Annotated in this window: 16 protein-coding genes and 7 tRNA genes; 5 read left to right on the top strand and 18 right to left on the bottom strand. The window is 61.9% G+C overall.

Going from position 1 to position 21,587, the window contains the following annotated elements:
* Positions 1-166: helix-turn-helix domain-containing protein (locus EDF71_RS25360; RefSeq protein ID WP_347876660.1), on the bottom strand; the 166-nt coding region annotated here is incomplete at its 3' end.
* A gap of 161 nt (positions 167-327) precedes the next feature.
* Between EDF71_RS25360 and EDF71_RS04900 the strand changes: the two genes are divergently transcribed.
* From EDF71_RS04900 to EDF71_RS04885, 4 genes are all read left to right on the top strand, one after another.
* Positions 328-744 carry a hypothetical protein gene (locus EDF71_RS04900; protein ID WP_133855491.1) on the top strand — a complete coding sequence of 139 codons (417 nt, stop codon included), beginning with the start codon at positions 328-330 and terminating at the stop codon, positions 742-744.
* 1 nt (position 745) lies between these two features.
* Positions 746-1,138: an HNH endonuclease signature motif containing protein gene (locus tag EDF71_RS04895; RefSeq protein WP_133855490.1), complete on the top strand. Its 393-nt coding sequence runs from the start codon at positions 746-748 to the stop codon at positions 1,136-1,138.
* Positions 1,135-2,004 carry a hypothetical protein gene (locus EDF71_RS25255; protein WP_208300993.1) on the top strand — a complete coding sequence of 290 codons (870 nt, stop codon included), beginning with the start codon at positions 1,135-1,137 and terminating at the stop codon, positions 2,002-2,004. The genes EDF71_RS04895 and EDF71_RS25255 overlap by 4 nt, the downstream gene beginning before the upstream one ends.
* 214 nt (positions 2,005-2,218) lie before the next feature.
* Positions 2,219-2,473, top strand: coding sequence for a hypothetical protein (locus EDF71_RS04885; protein ID WP_133855489.1), 255 nt, complete (start codon positions 2,219-2,221; stop codon positions 2,471-2,473).
* Here the strand turns inward: EDF71_RS04885 and EDF71_RS04880 are convergent.
* From EDF71_RS04880 to EDF71_RS04815, 14 genes are all read right to left on the bottom strand, one after another.
* A complete protein-coding gene (locus EDF71_RS04880; protein ID WP_243854177.1) occupies positions 2,470-3,444 on the bottom strand; it encodes a site-specific integrase in 975 nt (324 codons plus the stop codon). The genes EDF71_RS04885 and EDF71_RS04880 overlap by 4 nt on opposite strands.
* Before the next feature lie 200 nt (positions 3,445-3,644).
* Positions 3,645-3,733, bottom strand: a tRNA-Leu gene (locus EDF71_RS04875).
* Between the two features lie 240 nt (positions 3,734-3,973).
* Positions 3,974-4,049: transfer RNA gene (locus EDF71_RS04870), tRNA-Gly, on the bottom strand.
* Positions 4,050-4,088: 39 nt separating this feature from the next.
* A tRNA-Gly gene (locus EDF71_RS04865) sits at positions 4,089-4,164 on the bottom strand.
* A gap of 41 nt (positions 4,165-4,205) precedes the next feature.
* Positions 4,206-4,281, bottom strand: a tRNA-Gly gene (locus EDF71_RS04860).
* A gap of 50 nt (positions 4,282-4,331) precedes the next feature.
* Positions 4,332-4,405 (bottom strand) — tRNA-Cys (locus EDF71_RS04855).
* A 40-nt stretch (positions 4,406-4,445) separates the two neighbouring features.
* Positions 4,446-4,521, bottom strand: a tRNA-Gly gene (locus EDF71_RS04850).
* 138 nt (positions 4,522-4,659) lie between these two features.
* Positions 4,660-7,119, bottom strand: coding sequence for an endopeptidase La (lon, locus tag EDF71_RS04845; RefSeq protein WP_133855487.1), 2,460 nt, complete (start codon positions 7,117-7,119; stop codon positions 4,660-4,662).
* A gap of 197 nt (positions 7,120-7,316) precedes the next feature.
* Entirely contained in the window at positions 7,317-8,588 is a 1,272-nt protein-coding gene (gene clpX, locus EDF71_RS04840; RefSeq protein WP_133855486.1) for an ATP-dependent Clp protease ATP-binding subunit ClpX, read from the bottom strand.
* A gap of 101 nt (positions 8,589-8,689) precedes the next feature.
* A complete protein-coding gene (gene clpP, locus EDF71_RS04835; RefSeq protein ID WP_133855485.1) occupies positions 8,690-9,298 on the bottom strand; it encodes an ATP-dependent Clp endopeptidase proteolytic subunit ClpP in 609 nt (202 codons plus the stop codon).
* A gap of 154 nt (positions 9,299-9,452) precedes the next feature.
* Complete coding sequence (tig, locus tag EDF71_RS04830; RefSeq protein WP_021027444.1) at positions 9,453-10,766, bottom strand: trigger factor; 1,314 nt, start codon at positions 10,764-10,766, stop codon at positions 9,453-9,455.
* A gap of 489 nt (positions 10,767-11,255) precedes the next feature.
* A tRNA-Leu gene (locus tag EDF71_RS04825) sits at positions 11,256-11,342 on the bottom strand.
* Positions 11,343-11,463: 121 nt separating this feature from the next.
* The gene (locus tag EDF71_RS04820) at positions 11,464-14,697 is read right to left on the bottom strand and encodes an efflux RND transporter permease subunit (protein WP_133855484.1); all 3,234 of its coding nucleotides are present in this window, start codon (positions 14,695-14,697) and stop codon (positions 11,464-11,466) included.
* Positions 14,698-14,706: 9 nt separating this feature from the next.
* Entirely contained in the window at positions 14,707-15,924 is a 1,218-nt protein-coding gene (locus tag EDF71_RS04815; RefSeq protein WP_133855483.1) for an efflux RND transporter periplasmic adaptor subunit, read from the bottom strand.
* A gap of 207 nt (positions 15,925-16,131) precedes the next feature.
* On the opposite strand from EDF71_RS04815, the gene hpnC reads away from it, so the two are divergent.
* Entirely contained in the window at positions 16,132-17,004 is an 873-nt protein-coding gene (gene hpnC, locus EDF71_RS04810; RefSeq protein WP_243854176.1) for a squalene synthase HpnC, read from the top strand.
* Positions 17,005-17,168: 164 nt separating this feature from the next.
* Here hpnC and EDF71_RS04805 read toward each other — a convergent pair whose 3' ends face one another.
* The 3 genes from EDF71_RS04805 to EDF71_RS04795 form a co-directional block, all read right to left on the bottom strand.
* Positions 17,169-18,716, bottom strand: coding sequence for a DegQ family serine endoprotease (locus EDF71_RS04805; protein WP_133855482.1), 1,548 nt, complete (start codon positions 18,714-18,716; stop codon positions 17,169-17,171).
* A gap of 92 nt (positions 18,717-18,808) precedes the next feature.
* Positions 18,809-20,458, bottom strand: a complete 1,650-nt coding sequence (locus EDF71_RS04800) for a thiamine pyrophosphate-binding protein (RefSeq protein ID WP_133855481.1) — start codon at positions 20,456-20,458, stop codon at positions 18,809-18,811.
* A 7-nt stretch (positions 20,459-20,465) separates the two neighbouring features.
* Entirely contained in the window at positions 20,466-21,434 is a 969-nt protein-coding gene (locus EDF71_RS04795; protein ID WP_133855480.1) for a tripartite tricarboxylate transporter substrate binding protein, read from the bottom strand.
* Between the last annotated feature and the right edge of the window lie 153 nt (positions 21,435-21,587).

Genomic DNA, 21,587 nt, shown 5'->3' with positions numbered 1-21,587 from the left:
TGAGCTTTCCAGCCTGCTTGATCCGCTCGTACTTGGGCACGACGTCGCCGGGAGCCTTGAGCCACTTCTTGACGGTATTGCGAGCAAGGCCAGTGCGTCTCGCGATCTCGCTGAGGGAGAGTTGGTCACGCAGCTTCATGCGCCTGACCTTGCCAATCATGTCCATGGTGATCACCTTGAATCCCCTGCTGAAAGTTTCAGCAGGTCAGTGGAACACCCTGGTCAATTTTGCATCGGCACTTTGTGGTTTACCTGATCAGATTTGCATCGGCACTAACAGAGGGAGGGCCAGCCCGCCCAGGCCCAACCACAGAAGGACAGCAACCAATGAATGAGTATCTGATCGCCCATGTGGGCCACACACAAAGGCACGACGAGCACATCTGCTGGTGGAAGGCTGAAAGCCGCGGGTACACGATCTGCGTGGAAAAGGCTGGCCGATATTCTGAGCAGGCAGTGAGAAAAATTTGCGCAGAAACGGAATGCATAGCAGTTGCCGCTGATACAGCAAAGGCCTTGGCACGCTCAACGCCGTACTATCGACTGTCAAACGGCACGCTCGGAAAGCTTTACGACGGAGGCCCGCACAGCCCGGTAGAAAACCGCCCCAAAGAATGGGCCGCTATCAAGGAGCATGCGCTCTTGATCGGCAAATACGCAAAGCCAACCCCAATGGCGGCATCCAAACAGCGTGCCATCTATGTGGACGCCCTGATGGCAGCCCAGGCCAAGAAGGAGGATTGAGATGGCCCTGAACAAAGCAAAGCGTGCCACTCTCCGGGAAAAGTTCGGCGGCCGGTGCGCATACTGCGGGCAGCCGCTGGGCGAACGCTGGCACGCCGATCACATTGAACCGATTGTGCGCAACGACTGGCTGAAGGCCCCCAGGGGGCCCGACTACCCCCACCGCGACACGCTGGAGAACATGAACCCAGCATGCCCGCCCTGCAACATCGATAAGCATTCCATGAGCCTGGAAAGTTGGCGCGACATCATCCAGCGGAGCAACGATGTGCTGCAGCGCGATGTGAGCACATTCCGCCGCGCCGTGCGCTACGGCCTCGTTCAGCTCACCAGCTCGCCCGTGACCTTTTACTTTGAACGGCTGGCCGAGCCCGCCCCCAAGGAAGCACCATGACCGATAAGGCCAAAGCAGCCATAGCCACGCTCGAAAACCTCGGCTACACCCATGAGGGTGGCATTCTCTGGAAGCCGCCGCTGGGCAAATCTCCCGACTTCAACATGCTTGATTGTTTGCGCGCCCGCGCCGACTCTCTTGAGGATCAACTCATCGCCCAAGCAAATCGGGCGGTGATAGCCGAGCAGCAAGTCACCGCCCTCACCCAGCGCCTGGACATGGCCAATCGGCTGAACACCGAGGCGCGCAACCAGTTGGCCCAGCTATCAGCGCGGCAGGCTGCGCCGGATGGGTGGCGCCTGGTGCCAGTGGAGCCAGACTCCAACATGAAGCGTGCTGCTCAGAAGGCCTTGATGGATCACAGCTCGCACAGTGAGTGGCTAGAAGAAGAGTGGCCGGACGGGCTGCGCATGTGGAACGGCATGCTCTCAGCCGCCCCTCCCCCACCTGAGCGTGAGCCGCTGACGGATGAGCAGATTGAAGCTGCCTACAAAAATCTGCAAGTGCGGCGCAAAAAGGATCAGGACGAAGCCTTTCAGGCTGGCATTGGCAAGATCTGCATGCACTGCAGTGAGGGCCACTATCAAGCCGACTGGAATGGCTATTCCACCTTCCACCGCTGCGACAAATGCCGCCATGTGCCGTTTGACCTGTCCGGGCTGGTCAAGAAGTCAGCCGCATCCTGCTGGTGTGAAACCTGCCGGCCCGCCACGCTATCCGACATGCGCTTCATCGTGTGCCCCGATTGCGGCAACAAGCGCTGCCCCAAAGCTACCCACCACGACAACGCCTGCACCAACAGCAACGCGCCAGGGCAGCCTGGTTCGAGCTGGGAGCATGTGAAACCTCATGGAAGCCACCAATGACAACCCCTGACCCAAGCCGTGAGGCAGACCGCTGGCAGCCATTCCCGAGCGGTAAGAAATGACCCGGTTGGGACGGCAAATACCCAACATCTACCCGATCGGTAACTATGCCCACCAAACGCTCCCGCAAATGGGGTGACAAACGAGCACCCTTCCGCGAACTAGACGAAACCGAGCCCCGCCAATGAGCGGGGTAATTTTTTGGAGAACTGATATGAGTGAAATCGAAGCACTCCAGAAGGAGGTCGCACGCCTCACTAAAGCCGTGGCGCAGGCGACTGATGCTGTGATCCTGATGGCCCAGAACAAGGGCGACCGGCTCAGCACTGTGCAAGTCACAGAGCGCGTGGGCCGATGCCGCCAGACAGTGATGGCGATGGTCCGCCGCGGCGACTTCCCCGAACCCTGCAACGACGGCCGCTGGCTGCTCGCCGAGGTGCTTGAGTGGGAATCAAAGAAGAAGGCCTAACCAAGGCGCGCGGCTATGTCCCCGGCCTTGGGGTTGTAGTAGACCAGCGCCTGGTCCATCCTGGACCACCCAAACATTTTGCAAAGGTCCATGACGGCCTGCTGCGCAGGCATGCTGCCACTGCGCATGCGGCCGGCGATCATCGTTGCCGCCGTATGCCGGCTGTCATGGAACGTGAACCCCGAGAGCCCTGCACGGACCCGATACTTGCGGAACATCGCGTCCAAGGATTGCGCGGTAATCCCGAACACCTTCACCTCATCCCAGCCGCGCAGCCGGTTGATGAGCATCTTTGCCCGTGAACTCAGCGGAACTTCACGGCGCTTCCCGTTTTTGGTGATGTGCAGGATGACATGATCCTCTCGCACATCTTCCCACTTCAAATTACACAACTCCCCCGCCCGCATCCCCGTACATAGAGCCATAGCAAACGCCATGGCTACCGCCTGTCGAACACTCCGGACAGGACCGCTAGAGTAGTCCAGCGCGCGCATCATCTTGACGATCTGGACCCGCGATATGACTACCTCGCGGTGGTCAGGCTCAGCAGGCCGGCGAACATCACTCATTGGGTTGGCTGCAATCCAGCGCCATTCCCGCCTTGCCGTCGTCATGATGGATGAGAGAAGGTTCATGTCCCGCAAGACTGAGCCGCGTGCCCGAATCTTGAGCCGGGCATCCCGCCAGGCTGTCAGATGGTCTGGAGTCAGGTCCGACATCTTCACATTGGAGGGGAATGCCTCATGCTGCAGAATGGCGTTGATGCGGATGACTTCCTTATCACCGCCGCGCTTGGTTGGAGAAACCTCCTCTCCATAACGCAACATCGCCTGCTTGAGTGTCTTGATGGTGCCGGTTTTCCCTTGCTGGCGAGCCGTGCTTTCTACCCGAGTGCGAGCCAACCAGTCGTCAGCCTCTCGCTTGGTTGCGAATGTGCCTCCGACACGCTTGCCATCCAGCTGGTACTGCACGCGCCATGTGCCCTCAGCAGTTTTCCTCGGCTTCCCCATCCCCAAATCTCCCGTGCATTTGCCCGTGCATTTCCCGTGCAGCCAGCTTCACGGACAATCACTTTTGGCAGTTAAAACGGGTTAGATGGTATCCGCTAAAGCTTGAAAATTCACGATTTTCACTCTGCAAAGTTAAATCCAGTGAAAGCAAAATATATGGATGGTGCCCCGAGCCGGGATCGAACCGGCACGCCACTTTCGCGGCACGGGATTTTAAGTCCCGGGTGTCTACCAATTTCACCATCGGGGCACGCAGCATGTCATTCTAGCTGCTCCAGCTACGCTATTGGACGAAGACAGCAGTAGATCGTGGCTGAGCGCAACGCTGCAGCGATGATTGCAAGCGCATGTCGTACCGCATGAAGAAAAAGAAGAAGGAAGCTGCAAGTCCTGCGCGACCCGCAGGCTCGCGGTGGCAGCCAGCTCCGGCTAGCAAAAGGCCGAAGCTGAAAAGCAAAAAAGAGCCCTGAGGCTCTTTTTCGAAATGTGTTGGAGCGGGAAAACGGGTTCGAACCGTCGACCTATACCTTGGCAAGGTATCGCTCTACCAACTGAGCTATTCCCGCAAAAACCAGCATGAACGGATCCACACCAGCTTTGAACACTGGAGCGGGAAAACGGGTTCGAACCGTCGACCTATACCTTGGCAAGGTATCGCTCTACCAACTGAGCTATTCCCGCAAAAACTAGCATGAACTGAAGCCACACCAGCTTTGAAAAACTGGAGCGGGAAAACGGGTTCGAACCGTCGACCTATACCTTGGCAAGGTATCGCTCTACCAACTGAGCTATTCCCGCAAATTTTGTTCGTTTCACCACGAACCCAAAACGTACTGACAAGCATGTCCTGGAGGCGCGAACCAGAGTCGAACTGGTCTAACCGGATTTGCAATCCGGGGCATAACCGCTTTGCTATCGCGCCATCGATTGTTGCCATGCTGAAGCCATCAACACAGCCAATTTGGAGCGGGAAAACGGGTTCGAACCGTCGACCTATACCTTGGCAAGGTATCGCTCTACCAACTGAGCTATTCCCGCATATCCGCTTTACCGGAAGTCCGCTATTATATACCGGGCTCCGCGATGGTATGCATTGTAACGCATATTTTTTGGTCTTTTTGGCAAACCGGCCCGTTTTTGATGACGGGCCGGTTTTCCTTGCTGCTCAGCAGCCGATCAGTGCTTGACGGCACGCGAGCGGCGCGCTGGTGCGGCCTTGGCGGCGGTAGCTGCAACGGCCACCGCAGGCACCACGGGCACCGGCTCGGCCGCAGGCGCATCGCTGTCGCTCAAGGGCGTGGGTTTGACTTCCAGCGCCACTTCCAGCACCTTGTCGATCCAGCGCACCGGCACGATCTCCAGACCGCTCTTGACGTTGTCGGGGATCTCGGCCAGGTCCTTGACGTTCTCTTCCGGGATCATCACGGTCTTGATGCCACCACGCAGCGCGGCCAACAGCTTTTCCTTCAAGCCACCGATGGCGGTGACTTCACCGCGCAAGGTGATCTCACCGGTCATCGCCACATCGGCACGCACGGGGATGCCAGTCAGCACCGACACCAGCGCCGTCGTCATCGCGGCACCAGCGCTGGGGCCATCCTTGGGGGTGGCGCCATCGGGCACGTGGATGTGGATGTCGCGCTTCTCGAACACGTCGTCGCGGATGCCCAGTGAACGTGCACGGCTGCGCACCACGGTGCGGGCTGCTTCGACCGATTCCTTCATCACATCGCCCAGCGAGCCGGTGCGGTTGATGACGCCCTTGCCGGGCATGGCAGCTGCTTCGATGGTCAGCAAATCGCCGCCCACCTCGGTCCAGGCCAGGCCCACGACCTGGCCGACCTGGTTCTTCTGCTCGGCATGGCCGTAGCTGAACTTGCGCACACCCAGGTAGTCGGGCAGGTTGTCGGCCGTCACCTGCACCGGTGCCTGTGCCTTGCCCAGCTGGATGTTCTTGACCACCTTGCGGCAGATCTTGGACAGCTCACGCTCGAGCGAACGCACACCGGCTTCACGGGTGTAGTAGCGCACGATGTCGCGCACGGCGTCCTCGCGCAGTTCGAGCTCGCCAGCCTTGACGCCGTTATTCTCGATCTGCTTGGGCAGCAGGTAGCGCATCGCGATATTGGTCTTCTCGTCCTCGGTGTAACCCGCCAGGCGGATCACTTCCATCCGGTCCAGCAGCGCTGGCGGGATGTTCATCGAGTTCGAGGTCGCCACAAACATCACATCGCTGAGGTCGAAGTCGACTTCCACATAGTGGTCGCCAAACTTGCTGTTCTGCTCGGGGTCGAGCACCTCCAGCAAGGCGCTGGATGGGTCACCCCGGAAGTCCATGCCCAGCTTGTCGATTTCGTCGAGCAGGAACAGCGGATTGCGCGTGCCGACCTTGGACAGGTTCTGCAGCACCTTGCCCGGCATCGCGCCGATGTAGGTACGGCGGTGACCGCGGATCTCGGCCTCGTCACGCATGCCGCCCAGCGCCATACGCACATACTTGCGGCCGGTGGCTTTGGCAATCGACTGGCCCAGCGAGGTCTTGCCCACGCCAGGAGGGCCGACCAGGCACAGGATCGGTGCCTTGACCTTGTCCACGCGCTGTTGCACCGCGAGGTATTCCAGGATGCGGTCCTTGACCTTGTCCAGACCGTAGTGGTCTTCGTTCAGCACGTCCTCGGCGACCACCAGGTCTTTCTTGACCTTGGTCTTCTTGCCCCATGGCAGGTTCACCAGGGTTTCGATGTAGTTGCGCACCACCGAGGCTTCGGCCGACATCGGCGACATCAGCTTGAGCTTCTTGAGCTCGCCCTCGGCCTTCTTGCGCGCATCCTGCGTCATCTTGGCGAGCTTGATCTTCTTCTCAAGGTCTTCCAGATCAGCGCCGTCTTCGCCCTCGCCCAACTCCTTCTGGATGGCCTTGACCTGCTCGTTCAGGTAGAAGTCGCGCTGGCTCTTTTCCATCTGCTTTTTGACGCGGCCACGGATCTTCTTGTCGACATTGAGGATGTCGACTTCGCGTTCGAGCTGGTCGTACAGGTTTTCCAGGCGGTCCTGCACCTTTTGCAGTTCCAGCACGGCCTGCTTGTTCTCCAGCTTCAGCGGCAGATGGGCGGCAATGGTGTCGGCCAGGCGGCCAGCGTCATCGATGCCGGAGATGGAGGTCAGGATCTCGGACGGGATCTTCTTGTTGAGCTTGACGTACTGGTCAAACTGCTGCATCACGGCGCGGCGCAGGGCCTCGATCTCGCTGGCCTTGTCGGCGCTATCGCCGGGCTCCACGGGTTCGATCTGGGCGGTGAAGTAGTCCTCGCCTTCGGCGATTTCCTGCACCTGGGCACGCTGCACACCCTCCACCAGCACCTTGACGGTGCCGTCCGGGAGCTTGAGCATCTGCAGGATGGTCGATACGCAGCCCACGCTGAACATGTCGTTCACCGTGGGGTCGTCCTTGGCAGCCGTCTTCTGGGCCACCAGCATGATCTTGCGGTCGCCCTCCATGGCTGTCTCCAGAGCCTTGATGCTCTTGGGGCGGCCAACGAACAGCGGAATCACCATGTGCGGAAAAACGACCACGTCCCGCAGCGGGAGCATGGGCAATTCCAGGGGATGGGAGGAAGGGGTTTGGTTGTCGGACATGAAAATCCTTTTGAAACTTGTACGAAGATGATTCGTAAAAGTGATTTTTCAACCCTTGGCCATGAAAAACCAGGGGCCAGGGCGGGTGCAGGCCAGCAAATGCACCCTCAAGCCCTTGGGATGGCGCCCGGCAGCGCCAGGCGATCCTTGTAAAACACCGATGGCAGAGCCCATGCGGTCTCTGCCATCGCAGCCTGTCAGGCCTTCTTGGCCGCTTCCCGGTACACCAGGAGGGGCGGCTTGCCTTCATTGATGGTCGCTTCTTCGACCACCACCTTGGCCACATTGTCGGTGGTGGGCAGGTCAAACATGGTGGTCATCAGCGACTGCTCCAAGATCGAGCGCAAACCACGCGCGCCGGTCTTGCGGGCCAGGGCCTTCTTCGCAATCGCGATCAGGGCATCCGGGCGCACTTCCAGCTCCACGCCTTCCATGCCCAGCAGCTTGTTGTACTGCTTGACCAGCGCATTCTTGGGCTGGGTCAGGATCTGGACCAGCGCGTCTTCCGACAGCTCGGCCAGCGCGGTGACCACCGGCAGACGACCCACCAGCTCGGGGATGATGCCGAACTTGATCAGGTCTTCCGGCTCGATGTCGCGGAAAGCCTCGGAGATGGAACGCTGCTGCTTGCTCTTGACGGTGGCACCGAAACCGATGCCCGAGGCCTCGGAACGGTTCTCGATGACCTTTTCGAGCCCCGCAAAGGCGCCGCCGCAGATGAACAGGATATTGGTCGTGTCGACCTGCAGGAAATCCTGGTTCGGGTGCTTGCGGCCGCCTTGGGGCGGGATCGAGGCCATCGTGCCTTCAATCAGCTTGAGCAGCGCCTGCTGCACGCCTTCGCCCGAAACGTCACGGGTGATCGAGGGGTTGTCCGCCTTGCGCGTGATCTTGTCGATTTCGTCGATATAGACGATACCGCGCTGGGCGCGCTCCACATCGTAGTTGCAGCTTTGCAGCAGCTTCTGCACGATGTTCTCGACGTCCTCGCCGACATAGCCGGCTTCCGTCAAGGTGGTGGCGTCGGCCATCACAAAGGGCACGTTCAGCTGGCGGGCCAGGGTCTGGGCGAGCAAGGTCTTGCCCGAACCGGTGGGGCCGATCAGCAAGATATTGCTCTTGGCCAGCTCCACATCGTCCTTGCCGGCCTTGTCCTTGTGCGCCAGGCGCTTGTAGTGGTTGTACACCGCCACGGCCAAGGTGCGCTTGGCGGGATCCTGACCGATGACATAGTTGTCCAGGGTAGCCTTGATCTCGGCCGGTGTCGGCAGATCATTGCCCTTGGCCTTCTCGCCCTCCTTGCCTTCTGCCGCCACTTCGTCGCGCACGATGTCATTGCAGAGGTTGATGCACTCATCGCAGATGAACACGGACGGTCCGGCAATGAGTTTCTTCACCTCATGCTGGCTCTTGCCGCAGAAGGAGCAGTACAGGGTTTTTTCGCTGGATGAGCCTTTTTTCTCGGCCATGGGGGCAATGCCTTCAATCGAATCTATGTGGAAACAATGATAACCAACTACAAAGCGGCCTCAACCGGTAGGGTTGGGGCCGCTTCACCGGAAAAGCCTACTTATGGGCGCTTTTCTACCACAGTATCGACCAAACCGTACTCCTGGGCTTCTGGTGCCGTCATGAAGTAGTCGCGCTCGGTATCGGCCTTGACCTTTTCATAAGGCTGGCCGGTGCGGTCTGCCAGGATGCGGTTCATCTGCTCCTTGGTGCGGATGATGTCGCGGGCATGGATTTCGATATCCGTTGCCTGGCCACGGGCACCGCCCAGCACCTGGTGGATCATGATCTTGGAGTTGGGCAGCGAGTAGCGCTTGCCCTTCTCACCAGCGGCCAGCAGGAAAGCACCCATGCTGGCAGCAAAGCCCAGGCACATGGTCGAGACCTGGGGCTTGATGAACTGCATGGTGTCATAGATGGCCATGCCGGCCGTCACGCTGCCGCCAGGCGAGTTGATGTAGAGCGAAATCTCCTTGTCGGGGTTTTCGCTTTCCAGGAACAGCAGCTGGGCGACCACCAGGTTGGCGGTCTGGTCGTTGACTTCGCCCACCAGGAAAATCACGCGGTCCTTGAGCAGACGCGAGTAAATGTCAAACGAGCGCTCACCACGGCCCGATTGCTCGATCACCATCGGGATCAAACCCAAGTTCTGAATATCTTGTGCGCTCATTACATCTCCGTTCAGGATTGGTGGAAGCTAGCGTCAATGCACTGTGACTGCGCTAACTGTACCCCAATAAAATGGGGCCTGCGCCCAAAAGCACAAGCCCCTGTTTTCAGCTGTCAGCAGTGCTGGCGGCCATGGCCGTCCAGCACGCGTCCTATCAGCCTTGTTGGCCCATCAGTTCGTCGAAGGACACGGTCTTATCGCTGACCTTGGCCTTGCCCAGCACGAATTCGGTCACGTTGTTTTCGATCACAACGGCTTCGACTTCGGCCAGACGTTGGCGGTCACCAAAGTACCAACGCACGACGTCTTCTGGCTTCTCGTAGCTCGATGCCAGCTCGTCGATGTGGGCCTTGATTTGCTCAGGCGTGGCTTCCAGCTTGTTGGCCTTGACCAGCTCGGCCACCACCAGACCCAGACGCACGCGGCGCTCGGCTTGGGGCAGGAACACGTCAGCAGGGATTTCCGCCTTTTCAGCGTCCTTGATGCCGCGTTGCTTCAGCTCTTCACGGGCGCCTTCCAGCAGACGGCCGACTTCGGCGTCGATGCTGGCCTTGGGCAGGTCCAGCTCAGCCTTGGAAACCAGGGCTTCCATCACGGCTTGCTTGTTACGCGACTGAACGCGGAACTTGACTTCACGCTCCAGGTTCTTCTTGATGTCAGCGCGCAGGCCTTCGACGGAACCGTCAGCAATGCCCAGGGACTTGGCCAGTGCTTCGTTCACTTCGGGCAGGTTGGCGGCTTCCACCTTCTTGACGGTCACCAGGAAGTCGGCGGTCTTGCCAGCCACTTCCTTGCCGTGGTAGTCCTCTGGGAATGCCAGGGGGAAAGTCTTGGATTCGCCGGTCTTCATGCCGCGCACTGCGTCTTCGAATTCCTTGAGCATCTGGCCTTCGCCGATCAGGAACTGGAATGCTTCAGCCTTGCCGCCAGCGAAGGGTTCGCCGTCGATCTTGCCTTCGAAGTCCACGGTCACGCGGTCGCCGTCAACGGCAGCCGTGTCGGCTGGGCGCTGGGCGAAGGTGCGACGCTGCTTGCGCAGGATGTCGATGGTCTTTTCGATGGCAGCGTCGTCCACGTCGGCAGCCAGCTTCTCGACTTCAGCGGAAGCCAGGTCACCGATCTTGACTTCGGGGAACACTTCGAACACGGCGTCAAATGCCAGCTCACCCTCAGGTGCGCCTTCTTTTTCAGTGATCTTGGGCTGACCGGCCACGCGCAGCTCGGCTTCGTTGGCGGCCTTGGCAAAAGCCTCGCCGACCTTCTCGTTGAGCACTTCGTACTGCACGGAATAGCCATAGCGCTGTGCCACCACGTTCATCGGCACCTTGCCTGGACGGAAGCCGTCCATCTTCACGGTGCGGGCCAGGCGCTTCAGGCGGCTGTCCACTTCGGTTTGCACGGATGCGAGAGGCAAGCTCAGCGAAATTTTGCGCTCGAGCTTTTCAAGGGTTTCAACATTCACTGCCATGGTTAATCCTAGTTAGGCACGAACCCTTCCGGCCACGGTGTGCAAACGCCATTCAAGCCAGCCTGCAAGCGGCAAAGCTTGCGTCCGATGCGAGGACATTCCGTGTCACATCGGGGATGGCATCAACGGGGATTGGCACCGTTTTACAACCTGGGGTCCCAGTAGATAGGCGACTGGCCCTAAGCCCAGCACACCCAAAAATCAAACGATGACAGCGCATTCAGTAGCAAGCAACACCTGGCGTGACGCGGCAAAAACCAGCGTTGTCACGAAAGCGGTGCAGCGCAAGGCGCCATCGACCGAAACCGAACATTATATATAAAGCCAGCTCTTTTCTTGGATGCCAATACCGTCTTGGCGCAGGGTCAGACCCGGATACCGCCAGCCGCTGGCGCAAAACGCCAAGAAAAAAGCCGAATCTCCTGCAGGAAATTCGGCTCATATTCAGTGCAAAAGCAGATGGTGCTTATACCTTCTGCTATTAATTTTTGGTGCGCGGGGGGGGACTCGAACCCCCACACCATTGCTGGCGTCAGGACCTAAACCTGGTGCGTCTACCAATTTCGCCACCCGCGCGCTGCGGCCGCAGCCAGCTTGTCAGCCAACCCGCCTGTTTTTAGGTCAATCCGCGATTCTAATGCAAGCCACTGTCGCCTTGGGCAAACCTGGGCAAAAACTGGCTTGCATCAAACACCGTTCAAACCCCAGCCGACAGTGGCACATCGCTGTGCTCCTTTTTCACGCGGAACCAGGCCGCATACATCGCCGGCAGCGCCAGCAAGGTCAGCACCGTGGCAACCACCAGGCCGCCCATGATGGCAACGGCCATCGGCCCCCAGAAGATGCTGCGAGACAGCGGGATCATCGCCAGCACGGCAGCAGCGGCGGTCAGCGCAATCGGGCGCAGCCGGTGAGTGGCAGCTTCGACAATCGCATCCCAGGTCGACAGGCCGGCCGCATGGTTGGCCTCGATCTGGTCGATCAGGATCACCGAGTTGCGCTGGATCATGCCCATCAGGGCGATCACGCCCAGCAAGGCGACAAAGCCAAAGGGCCGGTTCAGCAGCAACAAGGCCGCAGTCACGCCCGCAATGCCCAGGAAGCCGGTGATATAGACCAGCACCGAACGGCTGAAGCTGTGCAGTTGCAGCATCAGCAGGGTGAAGACGATGAACACCATGATGGGCATGCCCGCCATGATGGAGTCCGAACCCTTGGCGCTTTCTTCCACCGCGCCAGCAATCTCGATGCGGTACTGGTTCAGGCCCTTGTCGGCCCAGCCCTGCTGCAGCTTCTGCAGATCAGGCCAGAGCTTTTGTGTCACCGTCGGGCCTTGCAGACCGGCGGCCACATCGCCTTGAACGGTGATCGCGTACTCCCTGCCCTGGCGCCACAGAATACCCGGCTCCCAGACAAAACTGGGCTTGGCAATCTGCGACAGCAGGATGGCCTGGCCGCTGCTCGATGCCACATAGGCATTGCCCACATCGGTCACGGCCTGGCGCTCATCCACCGGCTGGCGCAGCACCATGTCGATCAGCTTGTCGCCTTCGCGGTACTGGCCGATGGTGTTGCCCGACAGCTGCGTGCGCGTGGCCTGGGCAATGCTCTGGTTGCTCACGCCCAGCGCACGGGCCTTGCTCTGGTCCACCTCCAGGCGCAGCACCTTGATGGACTCGTTCCAGTTGTCGTTCACACCCCGCATATCGGGCGAGGCCTCCAGCTTGGCACGCACTTCGCTGGCCAGCGCGCGCAGCAGCTTGGGGTCCTGGCCCATCACGCGGAACTGCACCGGGTAGGGCACCGGCGGGCCGCTGGGCAGCAGCTTGACACGGGCGCGCACTTCCGGGAACTCCTGGGCCAGCAAGGTCGGCAGGCGCTTCATCAGGCTGTCGCGGTCGGCCAGATTGTGGGGCAGCAGGATCAGCTGCGACACATTGGACTGCGGGAAGATCTGGTCCAGCGGCAGGTAGAAGCGCGGCACGCCCGAGCCGATCCAGGAGGTGACGGACTCGATGCCGTCCTGCGCCTGCATGCGCTGCTCGATGCGCCGCGTCACCTCTTCGTTGGCAGCCATGCTCGACCCCTCGGGCAGCCAGACATCCATCAGGATCTCGGTGCGGTTGGAATCGGGGAAGAACTGCTGCTGGACCTTGCTCATGCCAAACAGGCCCAGCGCAAACACCAGCACCGTGGCACCAATCGTCAGCCAGCGGTGCTCCACGCACCAGGAGACAGTGCGGCGGAAACGGTTGTAGAAGGGAGTGTCGAACATCGCGTGCTCGCCACCCTCCTCTTGCGGCGCATGCTTGGGCTTCTTCAGGAACACCGTGCCCAGGTAGGGAACAAAGTAGACCGAGGCCACCCAGCTGATGACCAGCGCAATCACCGTCACCGCAAAGATCGCAAAGGTGTACTCACCGGTGGTGGACTTGGCGATGCCAATCGGCATAAAGCCCGCCGCCGTGATCAAGGTGCCCGTCAGCATGGGCTTGGCGGTGATGTCATAGGCGGCGGTAGCCGCGCTCAGCTTGTCATAGCCCTCTTCCATCTTGCGCACCATCATCTCGACCGCAATGATGGCGTCATCCACCAAGAGGCCCAGCGCAATGATCAGCGAGCCCAGCGAGACCTTGTGCAAGCCAATGCCCCAGTACCACATCGCCAGAAAGGTGGCGCAGAGCACCAGCGGAATGGTGATGCCCACCACCAGCCCGGGGCGCGGATCCAGGGTGATGCGGCGCCACAGTGGGTCCTTGCCCTTGCGGATATGCATGCCCAGGCTCACAAAGCTCACCGCCAGCACAATCACCACCGCCTCGATCAGCACGCGCACAAACTCGTTCACCGAGGTGGACACGGCCTTGGGCTGGTCCTGCACGTTCTCCAGGCTCAGGCCGGCCGGCAAGGCGGGCACAATCTTGTCCACCGCCTCATGCAGATGTTTGCCCAGTGCAATCACATCGCCGCCCTTGCGCATCGAGATGCCCAAGGCCACCGTGGGCTGGCCCTGGAAATGCACCTTGGTCTTGGCCGGGTCCAGGTAGCTGCGGTAGATGTCAGCAATATCGCCCAGCTTGAGCTGGTTGCCATTGGGCCCCCGGATCGGCATGGCCTTGACGTCGTCCAACTGGCGGAACTCGCCCGTCACCTCGACCTGCACCCGGTCGGCACCGGCCTGCACCTCGCCACCGCTTTGCACCGCGTTTTGCTGGCCGAGCTGGGCGATGACCTGGTTCATGTCCAGCCCCAGCTGGGCCAGCTTGCTGCGCGAGATCTCGATATAGAGCTTCTCGTCCTGCACGCCAAAGAGTTCGACCTTGGCGACATCCTTCACCCGCAGCAGGCTCTGGCGCACGCTGTCGGCATATTCCTTGAGCTCGGCGTAGCTATAGCCCTCGCCCTGCAGCGCATAGATCACGCCGTAGACATCGCCAAAGTCATCGTTGTAGAAAGGGCCGAGCACGCCCTGGGGCAAGCTGGCGCGCATATCGCCCACCTTTTTGCGCACCGCCAGCCAGGTCTGCGGCACATCCTGCGGGCGCGTGTCTTCGCGCAGGTTCAGGATGACCAGCATCTCGCCGGGCTTGGAGTAGCTGACGATCTTGTCGGCATTGGGCACGTCCTGCAGGGTGCGCTCAACCTTGTCAGTCACCTGCTCGGCCATCTGCTGCGCCGTGGCGCCAGGCCATGCGGCCGAGACCACCATCGCGCGGAAGGTGAAGGGCGGGTCTTCATCCTGGCCCAGCTGAAAATAGGCGCCGATGCCCAGCACCAGCAGCATGATGAGCAAATAGCGTGTGAGCGGCACATGCTGCAGTGCCCAGCGCGAGAGGTTGAAGCCCTTGCTGCTGCTGTGCTTCTCGCCATCGGGCTCCGGGGCCGAGGATGGCGTGCCAGCGCATTGCGGCGTGTTCTGAGGTGTTTGCATGGCCACCTCTTATTGTTTGGACGCAGGTGCAGGCGCAGCGGCATCTGCCGCGGCGGGCGCATTCACCACCGGAGCATCGGCCTGGGTCTGCGCGGGCGCCGAGGCGGCGTACTTGGACTGGAACACCGTCACCTTCTGGCCGGCATTGAGCACATGCACGCCGGCAATCACCACCTGCTGCCCGGCTTGCAGGCCGCTTTGGATGACGGCGTCATTGCCGTCCATGCGCGCCACGGCCACCGCCTGGGCTTGCACGGTGGAGCTGGCCGGGTCAAACACCCAGACTTGGCTGCTGCCGCCCTTGTCCCAGAGCGCCGACAAAGGCAGCTTGATCACATCGGCCGCCTTGTCGGCACCGGCGGGGCGCTCAGGCGGCAGCACGGTCACCGTGGCGCCCAGCTTGGGCAGCACATCATTGGGGGCTGCATCCAGCGAGGCCTTGACCTGGTAGGTGCGCGTGGCGGCATCGGCGCTGGCCGCCACTTCGCGGATATGGGCGCCCAGCGCCTGTTCCTCGGGCCAGACCTTGACCTGCACCGGCTGGCCAGGCTTGAGCTGGGCAATGCGGTCCTCGGGCACGGCAAACACGGCATCGCGTGCGCCGTCCTTGGCCACGCGCAGCACCGGGCTGCCGGCAGACACGACCTGGCCGGGCTCCACATTCACGGCAGTCACCACGCCGGCCACATCGGACACCAGACGGGTATAGGCCGTCTGGTTGCTCTGGCTGGCGGCATTGGCCTTGGCCTGGTCCAGCTGGGCCTGGGCCGATTTCAGCGCCGCCGCATGGCGCTCCATCTCGGCCGCGCTGATGAAGTTCTTGTCGCGCAGCTCCTTGAAGCGGCGGTAGTTGGCCGCCTCCAGATCACGCTGCGTGGTGGCGGCCTGCACCTGAGCCTGCGCGCCTTGCGCCGCTAGCGCGTAATCGGCGCCATCCAACTGGGCCAGCAACTGCCCGGGCTTGATGGCCTGGCCCAGCTCCACATTGCGGCTCAGCACCTTGCCCGCTACTCGAAAGCCCAGCTGCGCCTCGGTGCGCGCCCGGATATCGCCGGCAAACGCCGTCTGCGCCTGCAGCGGCGCGGCACCCACCGTTTGCAGCTTGACCGCCCGGATCGGCTCTGGCGGGGATTCCTGGCGTGAACAGGCCGTCAAGCTGGCCAAGGCAGCCATCGACAGCAGCAGCACTGCGGCACGCGCGCTGGGCGCTCGAAGAGGTAGGAACATGGTGTGCATGCGGGCGGTGAGAGGCCAAGATGACCCTGGCCCGGCAGATGAAAAAGAGGGAAACGCACCAAGGACCCTCTGCACAACAGCCGGAGGCGCGCTGCGCAGAGGGCCCTTAATGACCAAACGGTCACTAATTTAGACAGTTCGCTCCCGGCTGTCAATGCTTGGCCGCCACACCGTGTGGGATGCGCTAGCATCGGCGCTGTGAAAGATTCCACGCCCTCCTCTTCAGCGCCCGCCGTGGCCACGCCCGTCACCCACTACGAGAATTTTCCGGTGGCCTCCTGGCTGTGCCCGCCGGCGTTGCGCCCTCCCATTGCGGCGATCTACCACTTTGCGCGCACGGCCGATGACATTGCCGACGAGGGCGATGCCGATGCGCCCACCCGCCTGGCCGAGCTGCAGGCCTACCGCGATGCGCTGGCCCATATCGCAGCGGGCAAGCCGCCACTGGCGCGCTGGCAGGCCGTGTTTGCGCCGCTGCAGGCAGCCATCCAACAGTGGCAGCTGCCGGTGGTGCTGCTCGATGATTTGATCAGTGCCTTCATGCAGGACATCGACAAGACCGCCCAAGGCGCGCGCTATGCCGACCGCAGCGAGCTGCTCGACTACTGCCGCCGCTCGGCCAACCCGGTAGGCCGCTTGCTGCTGCATCTCTATGGCGTGGATGATGCCCCATCCCTGGTCCAGAGCGATGCCATCTGCAGCGCGCTGCAGCTGATCAACTTCTGGCAGGACCTGAGCGTCGATATTCCGCGTGGCCGCTACTACCTCAATGATGCCGACTGCCAGGCCGCCGGTATCACCACGGCCGCCATGCAGCAGCGCCAGGACAGCCCGGCGCTGCGCCAGCTGGTGATGGACCAGGCCGCCTGGGCCCGCCGCTTGATGGAGGAGGGCGCGCCGCTGGTACACCGCGTGCCCGGCCGCGCCGGCTGGGAGCTGCGCCTGGTGGTGCAAGGGGGCTTGCGCATTCTGGACAAGGTCGAGGCGTTGCAAGGCCAGAGCCTGTGGCAGCGCCGCACCATTGGCAAGGGCGATGTGCCACTGATGCTGTGGCGCGCCTGGCGCATGTAAGCCGCTATCTGCCCGAACAAAAAAAAGGCCGAATCCTGCGATCCGGCCTAAAGGGGTTATGGGAACCCCCGAGGAGAGTGTTTACGGGCCTTGCGGCCAGGCGGCTCAGTGCTCAGCCATCCTTTGCCCAAGTGGGAAATGTGTTTGACATGGTCTAACCTTTCTTAACCCAGCTGCACGGGTACAAAAATCTTCTGGCCATTGCGCTCGATCAGCAGCGCCACCGACTTGTCGGACTGGGCGACCTGCTTGCGCAAATCCTCGATCCCGCTCACCGCCGCGCCGTTGACGGACAGCACCACGTCACCGGGCTGTACACCGGCCAGCGCTGCAGGCCCGGCCGCTTGCTCGACGATCAAGCCCTGCTGGCTGCCGCTGGCCTGCTTTTCCTGGGGCGTCAGCTCGCGCAGCGCCAGGCCCAGCTTGCCCTTGCCGACCTTCTCATTGCCAGCCACCTGCTCGCCCTTGCTGACATTGCCGCCCAAGGTGGCTTGCAAGGTGGTGGCCTTGCCGCCGCGCCAGACTTGCAGCTCGGCCTTGGTGCCGGGCCGCGCCGTGGCAATGGCCGCAGGCAGGTCGTTGGACGACACAATCGACTGGCCGTTGTAGCCGGTGATCACATCGCCGGGCTGCAGGCCGGCCTTGTCGGCAGGGCCGCCCTTTTCCACACTGGCCACCAGGGCGCCTTCGGGCTTGGGCAGCTTGAAGGAATCGGCAAAGGCCTGGTTGACCTCCTGGATCACGACACCGAGGCGGGCATGGTCGACCTTGCCGTGCGAGACGATCTGGTCCTTGATGTTGACCGCCAGGTCAATCGGGATCGCAAAGGACAGACCTTGGTAGCCGCCGCTCTTGCTGTAGATCTGCGAGTTGATGCCGACCACCTCGCCTCGGGCATTGATCAGCGGGCCACCGGAATTGCCGGGGTTGATCGCCACATCGGTCTGGATAAAGGGCACCGAGCTGTCATCGGGCAGCGCACGGCCCTTGGCGCTGACCACACCGGCCGTCACCGAGTTCTCGAAGCCAAAGGGCGAGCCAATGGCCAGCACCCATTCGCCTTGCTGGATGGCCTTGGAGTCACCGATCTTGGCAACGGGCAAATCCTTGGCGTCAATCTTGATCACCGCGATATCGGTCTTGGGGTCCGAGCCCAGCACCTTGGCCTTGAACTCGCGCCGGTCGGTCAGCTTGACCGTCACCGTCTTGGCGCCCTTGACCACGTGGGCATTGGTCAGGATCGTGCCATCGGGGCTGATGATGAAGCCCGAGCCTTCGCCGGCCATTGGCACCTCTTGCGGCACCTGGCGACCAAAGCCGTGGGGCATGCCTTGCTGCGGCACACCAAAGCCGAACTGGCGGAAGAACTGCAGCATCGGGTCATTGGGGTCGATCTGCTGGCCCCGGTTGGCCGAAGGTGCGGCGTCGGCATCGTCGCCGTCGTCCTCATCGTCCGAGACCTTGCGGGTGCCGCGCACACTGATGTTCACCACCGCAGGACCGGCCTGCTGGGTGATGGTCGTGAAATTGGGCAGGCTCACCATGGGAGCTGCAGCGGGCGCTGCTTGCGCCATGACGGCAGGAACGCCTTGGGCATGGGCATTCCATTGCACATGCTGCAGTGCAGAGGCACCAACGCCGCCCAACACACCTGCCGTCAGCAAGGCAGCTACGAGTTTGCGCGAACCGAGTTGAAAAGAAGGAACAGACATTTTGTACTCCTGAATACCACTTGCATGAGGTCGATGGAGCTAATGTGCCTGCCCAGACTTAGAAGAAACTTAGACGCGCATTCCTTTCATCGTTAGGACTTCTGATAAGGGAAATAAGGCGGCGCCTCGCCAATGGCCAGCATGTCCACTTCCAGAATCGCCAGCCCGGGTGCGCTTGCCAGCTGCGCCACCGCCTGCGCCAGGCCATCGGCCCGGTCCAGCTTGCGGTAGGCCATGCCGGCCGATTGCGCCAGCAGCGCAAAGTCCGGCGGTGCCAGATCGCCGTAGACGCGCCGGCCGCCAAAGTTCGCATCCTGCATGTGCTTGATCACGCCGTAGCCGGCGTCGTTCATGACGATGAGCAGCATGTCCAGCCGCTCCTGCATGGCGGTCCAGAGCTCGCAGACATTCATCATGAAGCCGGCATCGCCGCTCAGCACCACGGTCTTGGCACCACCTGCCGCAAAGGCCGCGCCGATGCCCAGCGGCAGGCCCTGGCCAATGCCAGCGCCCACCGGGTGCATGGCATCGCGGGAGCCGTAGACCTCGAACAAGCGGTTGCCCCAGGTGGAGTTCGCCACGGTGATATCGCGCGCCCAAACGGCATTGCGCGGCAGCTGGCGTCGGAGCTGTTCGGCAAAGCCGGCATAGGGGCCCAGAGTACGGGCAAAGGCCTGGCGGGCGCGCTGCTTCATGTCGGCAAATTGCTCGCGGTAGCCGGGCTCGGCCTGGTAGCTGCCCAACGCCGCCACCAGGCGCTCGAGGACATCGCGCGCATCGCCACAGACAAACTGCGCGCAGTCGTAGCTGCGGCCTTCAGCGGCAGGGTCCAGGTCGATCTGCACCCGCTGGCCGGGCAAGGCCAGGCTTTGGTCCACGGTCTCCTGGCCGCGCAGCCGCGAGCCCACCACGATCATCAGATCCACGGTCTTGTAAAAGTCGATGACCTCGGGCGCGCCGGTACCGTTGAGGCCGCCCAGGTTGCAGGCATGGTCCTCGGGCACAATGCCACGCCCGGCCCAGCTCGATACCATGCCAAAGCCCCTGTCCAGCAGCTGCTGCAAGGGCACGCCGCAATCGATGGCACCCCGCCCCACCCAGAGCATGGGCCGCCGCGCCGCAAGCACGCGTTCGGCCAGCTGCGCGATATCGGCATCGCTGGCCCGGGGCCGCGCGGGCAGGGGCGGCAGCGCCAGGCTTGCGCCCGCATCGGCCTGCGGGATGGGTTGCTTTTGCACATCGATTGGAATCTCGATGCTGACCGGCCCCATCGGCGCCGTCAGCGCCTCGCTGGCCGCCTGCTGCAAGATGCGCAGCGCGTCTTCGGCCCGTTCAACGCGGTAGCTGGCCTTGCAGACCGATTGCAGCATGCCGAGCTGGTCGCGCACATTGTGGGTGGCGCCGGTGTCGCGCCCCAAAAACTTGCGCGGCACCTGGCCGGTGATGTGCAGCAGCGGCGTGGAGGCAAACGAGGCCTCCAGCAAACCCGACACGGTATTGGCCGCGCCCGGCCCGGTGCTGGAGACCAGCACGCCCAGCTTGCCGCTGCGCCGGGCATAGCCATCGGCCATGTGGGCAGCGCCCATTTCGCCGCGCGTCATCACCACGCGGATGCCGCCCTGGCGGGCAATGCCATCCATGATCGGGATGTTGTGCACCGAGATGATGCCGAAGACCAGCTCGGTATCGATGGCATGCAGAAACTGGGCGACCAGGTCGCCGATATTGAAAGTGTGTAACATGGTGGGTTTACTGGCTGGCCTGAACGTCCGGGGCCAATTGCTTGAAGAAGTCGTAGTCGCTGGCAATGCGTTTTTTCAGATCGGCGGTGCTGACCGGGTCGATGGCATAGCCCGAGCGCTCCATGTCGGCAACAAAGCGGGCATCGGCCAGGATTTTCTGGTTGGCCTGGGCCAGCGCCTCGACCACCTCGGGTGCCGTTTTGGCGGGCGCCAGCAGGCCGATCCAGCCTTCGAAATTGAAGTCCGGGTAGCCGGACTCAGCCATCGTCGGCGTCTGGGGCAGCTGCGGGTTGCGCACCGGGGATGTCAGCGCCAGCGCGCGCACGCCGCCGCCCTGCACTTGCGTGACCGCCGTCGTGTTCAGGTCGAACAGGATCGAGACGCGGTTGGCCATCAGCTCGGCCATGGCCGGTGCATTGCCCTTGAAGGGCACATGCGTCATCGTGATGCCCGCGTACTTGGCCAGCAACACGCCCGAGAGGTGGTTGGACGAGCCATTGCCTGCCGAGGCATACGTCAGCTGGCCGGGATGGTCCTTGCCAAAGGCCAGCAGCTCTTGCAGCGACTTGAACGGCGACTGCGCGCCCACCAGCAGCACATTGGTGTACTTGACCACCGAGCCGATGGGAGAGAAGTCTGCCACCGGGTCAAAGCTGGTGCTCGTCACCGCCGGGGTGATGCTGATCGTGGGGCTGGCGACAAAGTACAGGGTGTAGCCATTGGGCGCTGCGTTCTTCACCGCATTGGCGGCCAGGGTGCCGCTGGCGCCGGCCTTGTTCTCGACAATCACGCTCTGGCCCAGCAGCTCGGAGAGCTTTTGTCCGTACTGCCGCGCCACGATATCGACCGAGCCACCTGGTGAGTAGCCCACCACCAGCTTGATGGGCTGCTGCGGAAAAGCCTTGGGCTGGGCATGCGCTGCAGCGCCCCACACCCCCAACAGCGCTGCACTGAGCGCGATGCTCCACGGGTTCATGCCGGTCTCCTGAGGTTCTTATGCGCTCCTTTATCCCCTAGCTACCGACGGCCCCCTCCCCCTGCTAACCCTAGAAGTTCGCAGATTGAATAAGCTGATATTTACAACGAATCAGTTTGCGCCATTTGCGCTCAGAGCCGCTAAGACGACCCA

The organism is Comamonas sp. JUb58 (genome assembly GCF_004364775.1).
Lineage (GTDB): Bacteria > Pseudomonadota > Gammaproteobacteria > Burkholderiales > Burkholderiaceae_C > Comamonas.
Note: the sequence above shows the minus strand (reverse complement) of the source record. Positions and strands in the feature narration are given on the sequence as shown.

What these genes read in the sequence shown, in the direction of transcription:
- EDF71_RS04900 (WP_133855491.1), top strand. Translation starts at nt 328, where the DNA reads ATGAATGAGTATCTGATCGCCCATGTGGGCCACACACAAAGGCACGAC.
- EDF71_RS04895 (WP_133855490.1), top strand. Translation starts at nt 746, where the DNA reads ATGGCCCTGAACAAAGCAAAGCGTGCCACTCTCCGGGAAAAGTTCGGC.
- EDF71_RS25255 (WP_208300993.1), top strand. Translation starts at nt 1,135, where the DNA reads ATGACCGATAAGGCCAAAGCAGCCATAGCCACGCTCGAAAACCTCGGC.
- EDF71_RS04885 (WP_133855489.1), top strand. Translation starts at nt 2,219, where the DNA reads ATGAGTGAAATCGAAGCACTCCAGAAGGAGGTCGCACGCCTCACTAAA.
- lon (WP_133855487.1), bottom strand. Translation starts at nt 7,119, where the DNA reads ATGTCCGACAACCAAACCCCTTCCTCCCATCCCCTGGAATTGCCCATG.
- clpX (WP_133855486.1), bottom strand. Translation starts at nt 8,588, where the DNA reads ATGGCCGAGAAAAAAGGCTCATCCAGCGAAAAAACCCTGTACTGCTCC.
- clpP (WP_133855485.1), bottom strand. Translation starts at nt 9,298, where the DNA reads ATGAGCGCACAAGATATTCAGAACTTGGGTTTGATCCCGATGGTGATC.
- tig (WP_021027444.1), bottom strand. Translation starts at nt 10,766, where the DNA reads ATGGCAGTGAATGTTGAAACCCTTGAAAAGCTCGAGCGCAAAATTTCG.
- EDF71_RS04820 (WP_133855484.1), bottom strand. Translation starts at nt 14,697, where the DNA reads ATGCAAACACCTCAGAACACGCCGCAATGCGCTGGCACGCCATCCTCG.
- EDF71_RS04815 (WP_133855483.1), bottom strand. Translation starts at nt 15,924, where the DNA reads ATGTTCCTACCTCTTCGAGCGCCCAGCGCGCGTGCCGCAGTGCTGCTG.
- EDF71_RS04805 (WP_133855482.1), bottom strand. Translation starts at nt 18,716, where the DNA reads ATGTCTGTTCCTTCTTTTCAACTCGGTTCGCGCAAACTCGTAGCTGCC.
- EDF71_RS04800 (WP_133855481.1), bottom strand. Translation starts at nt 20,458, where the DNA reads ATGTTACACACTTTCAATATCGGCGACCTGGTCGCCCAGTTTCTGCAT.
- EDF71_RS04795 (WP_133855480.1), bottom strand. Translation starts at nt 21,434, where the DNA reads ATGAACCCGTGGAGCATCGCGCTCAGTGCAGCGCTGTTGGGGGTGTGG.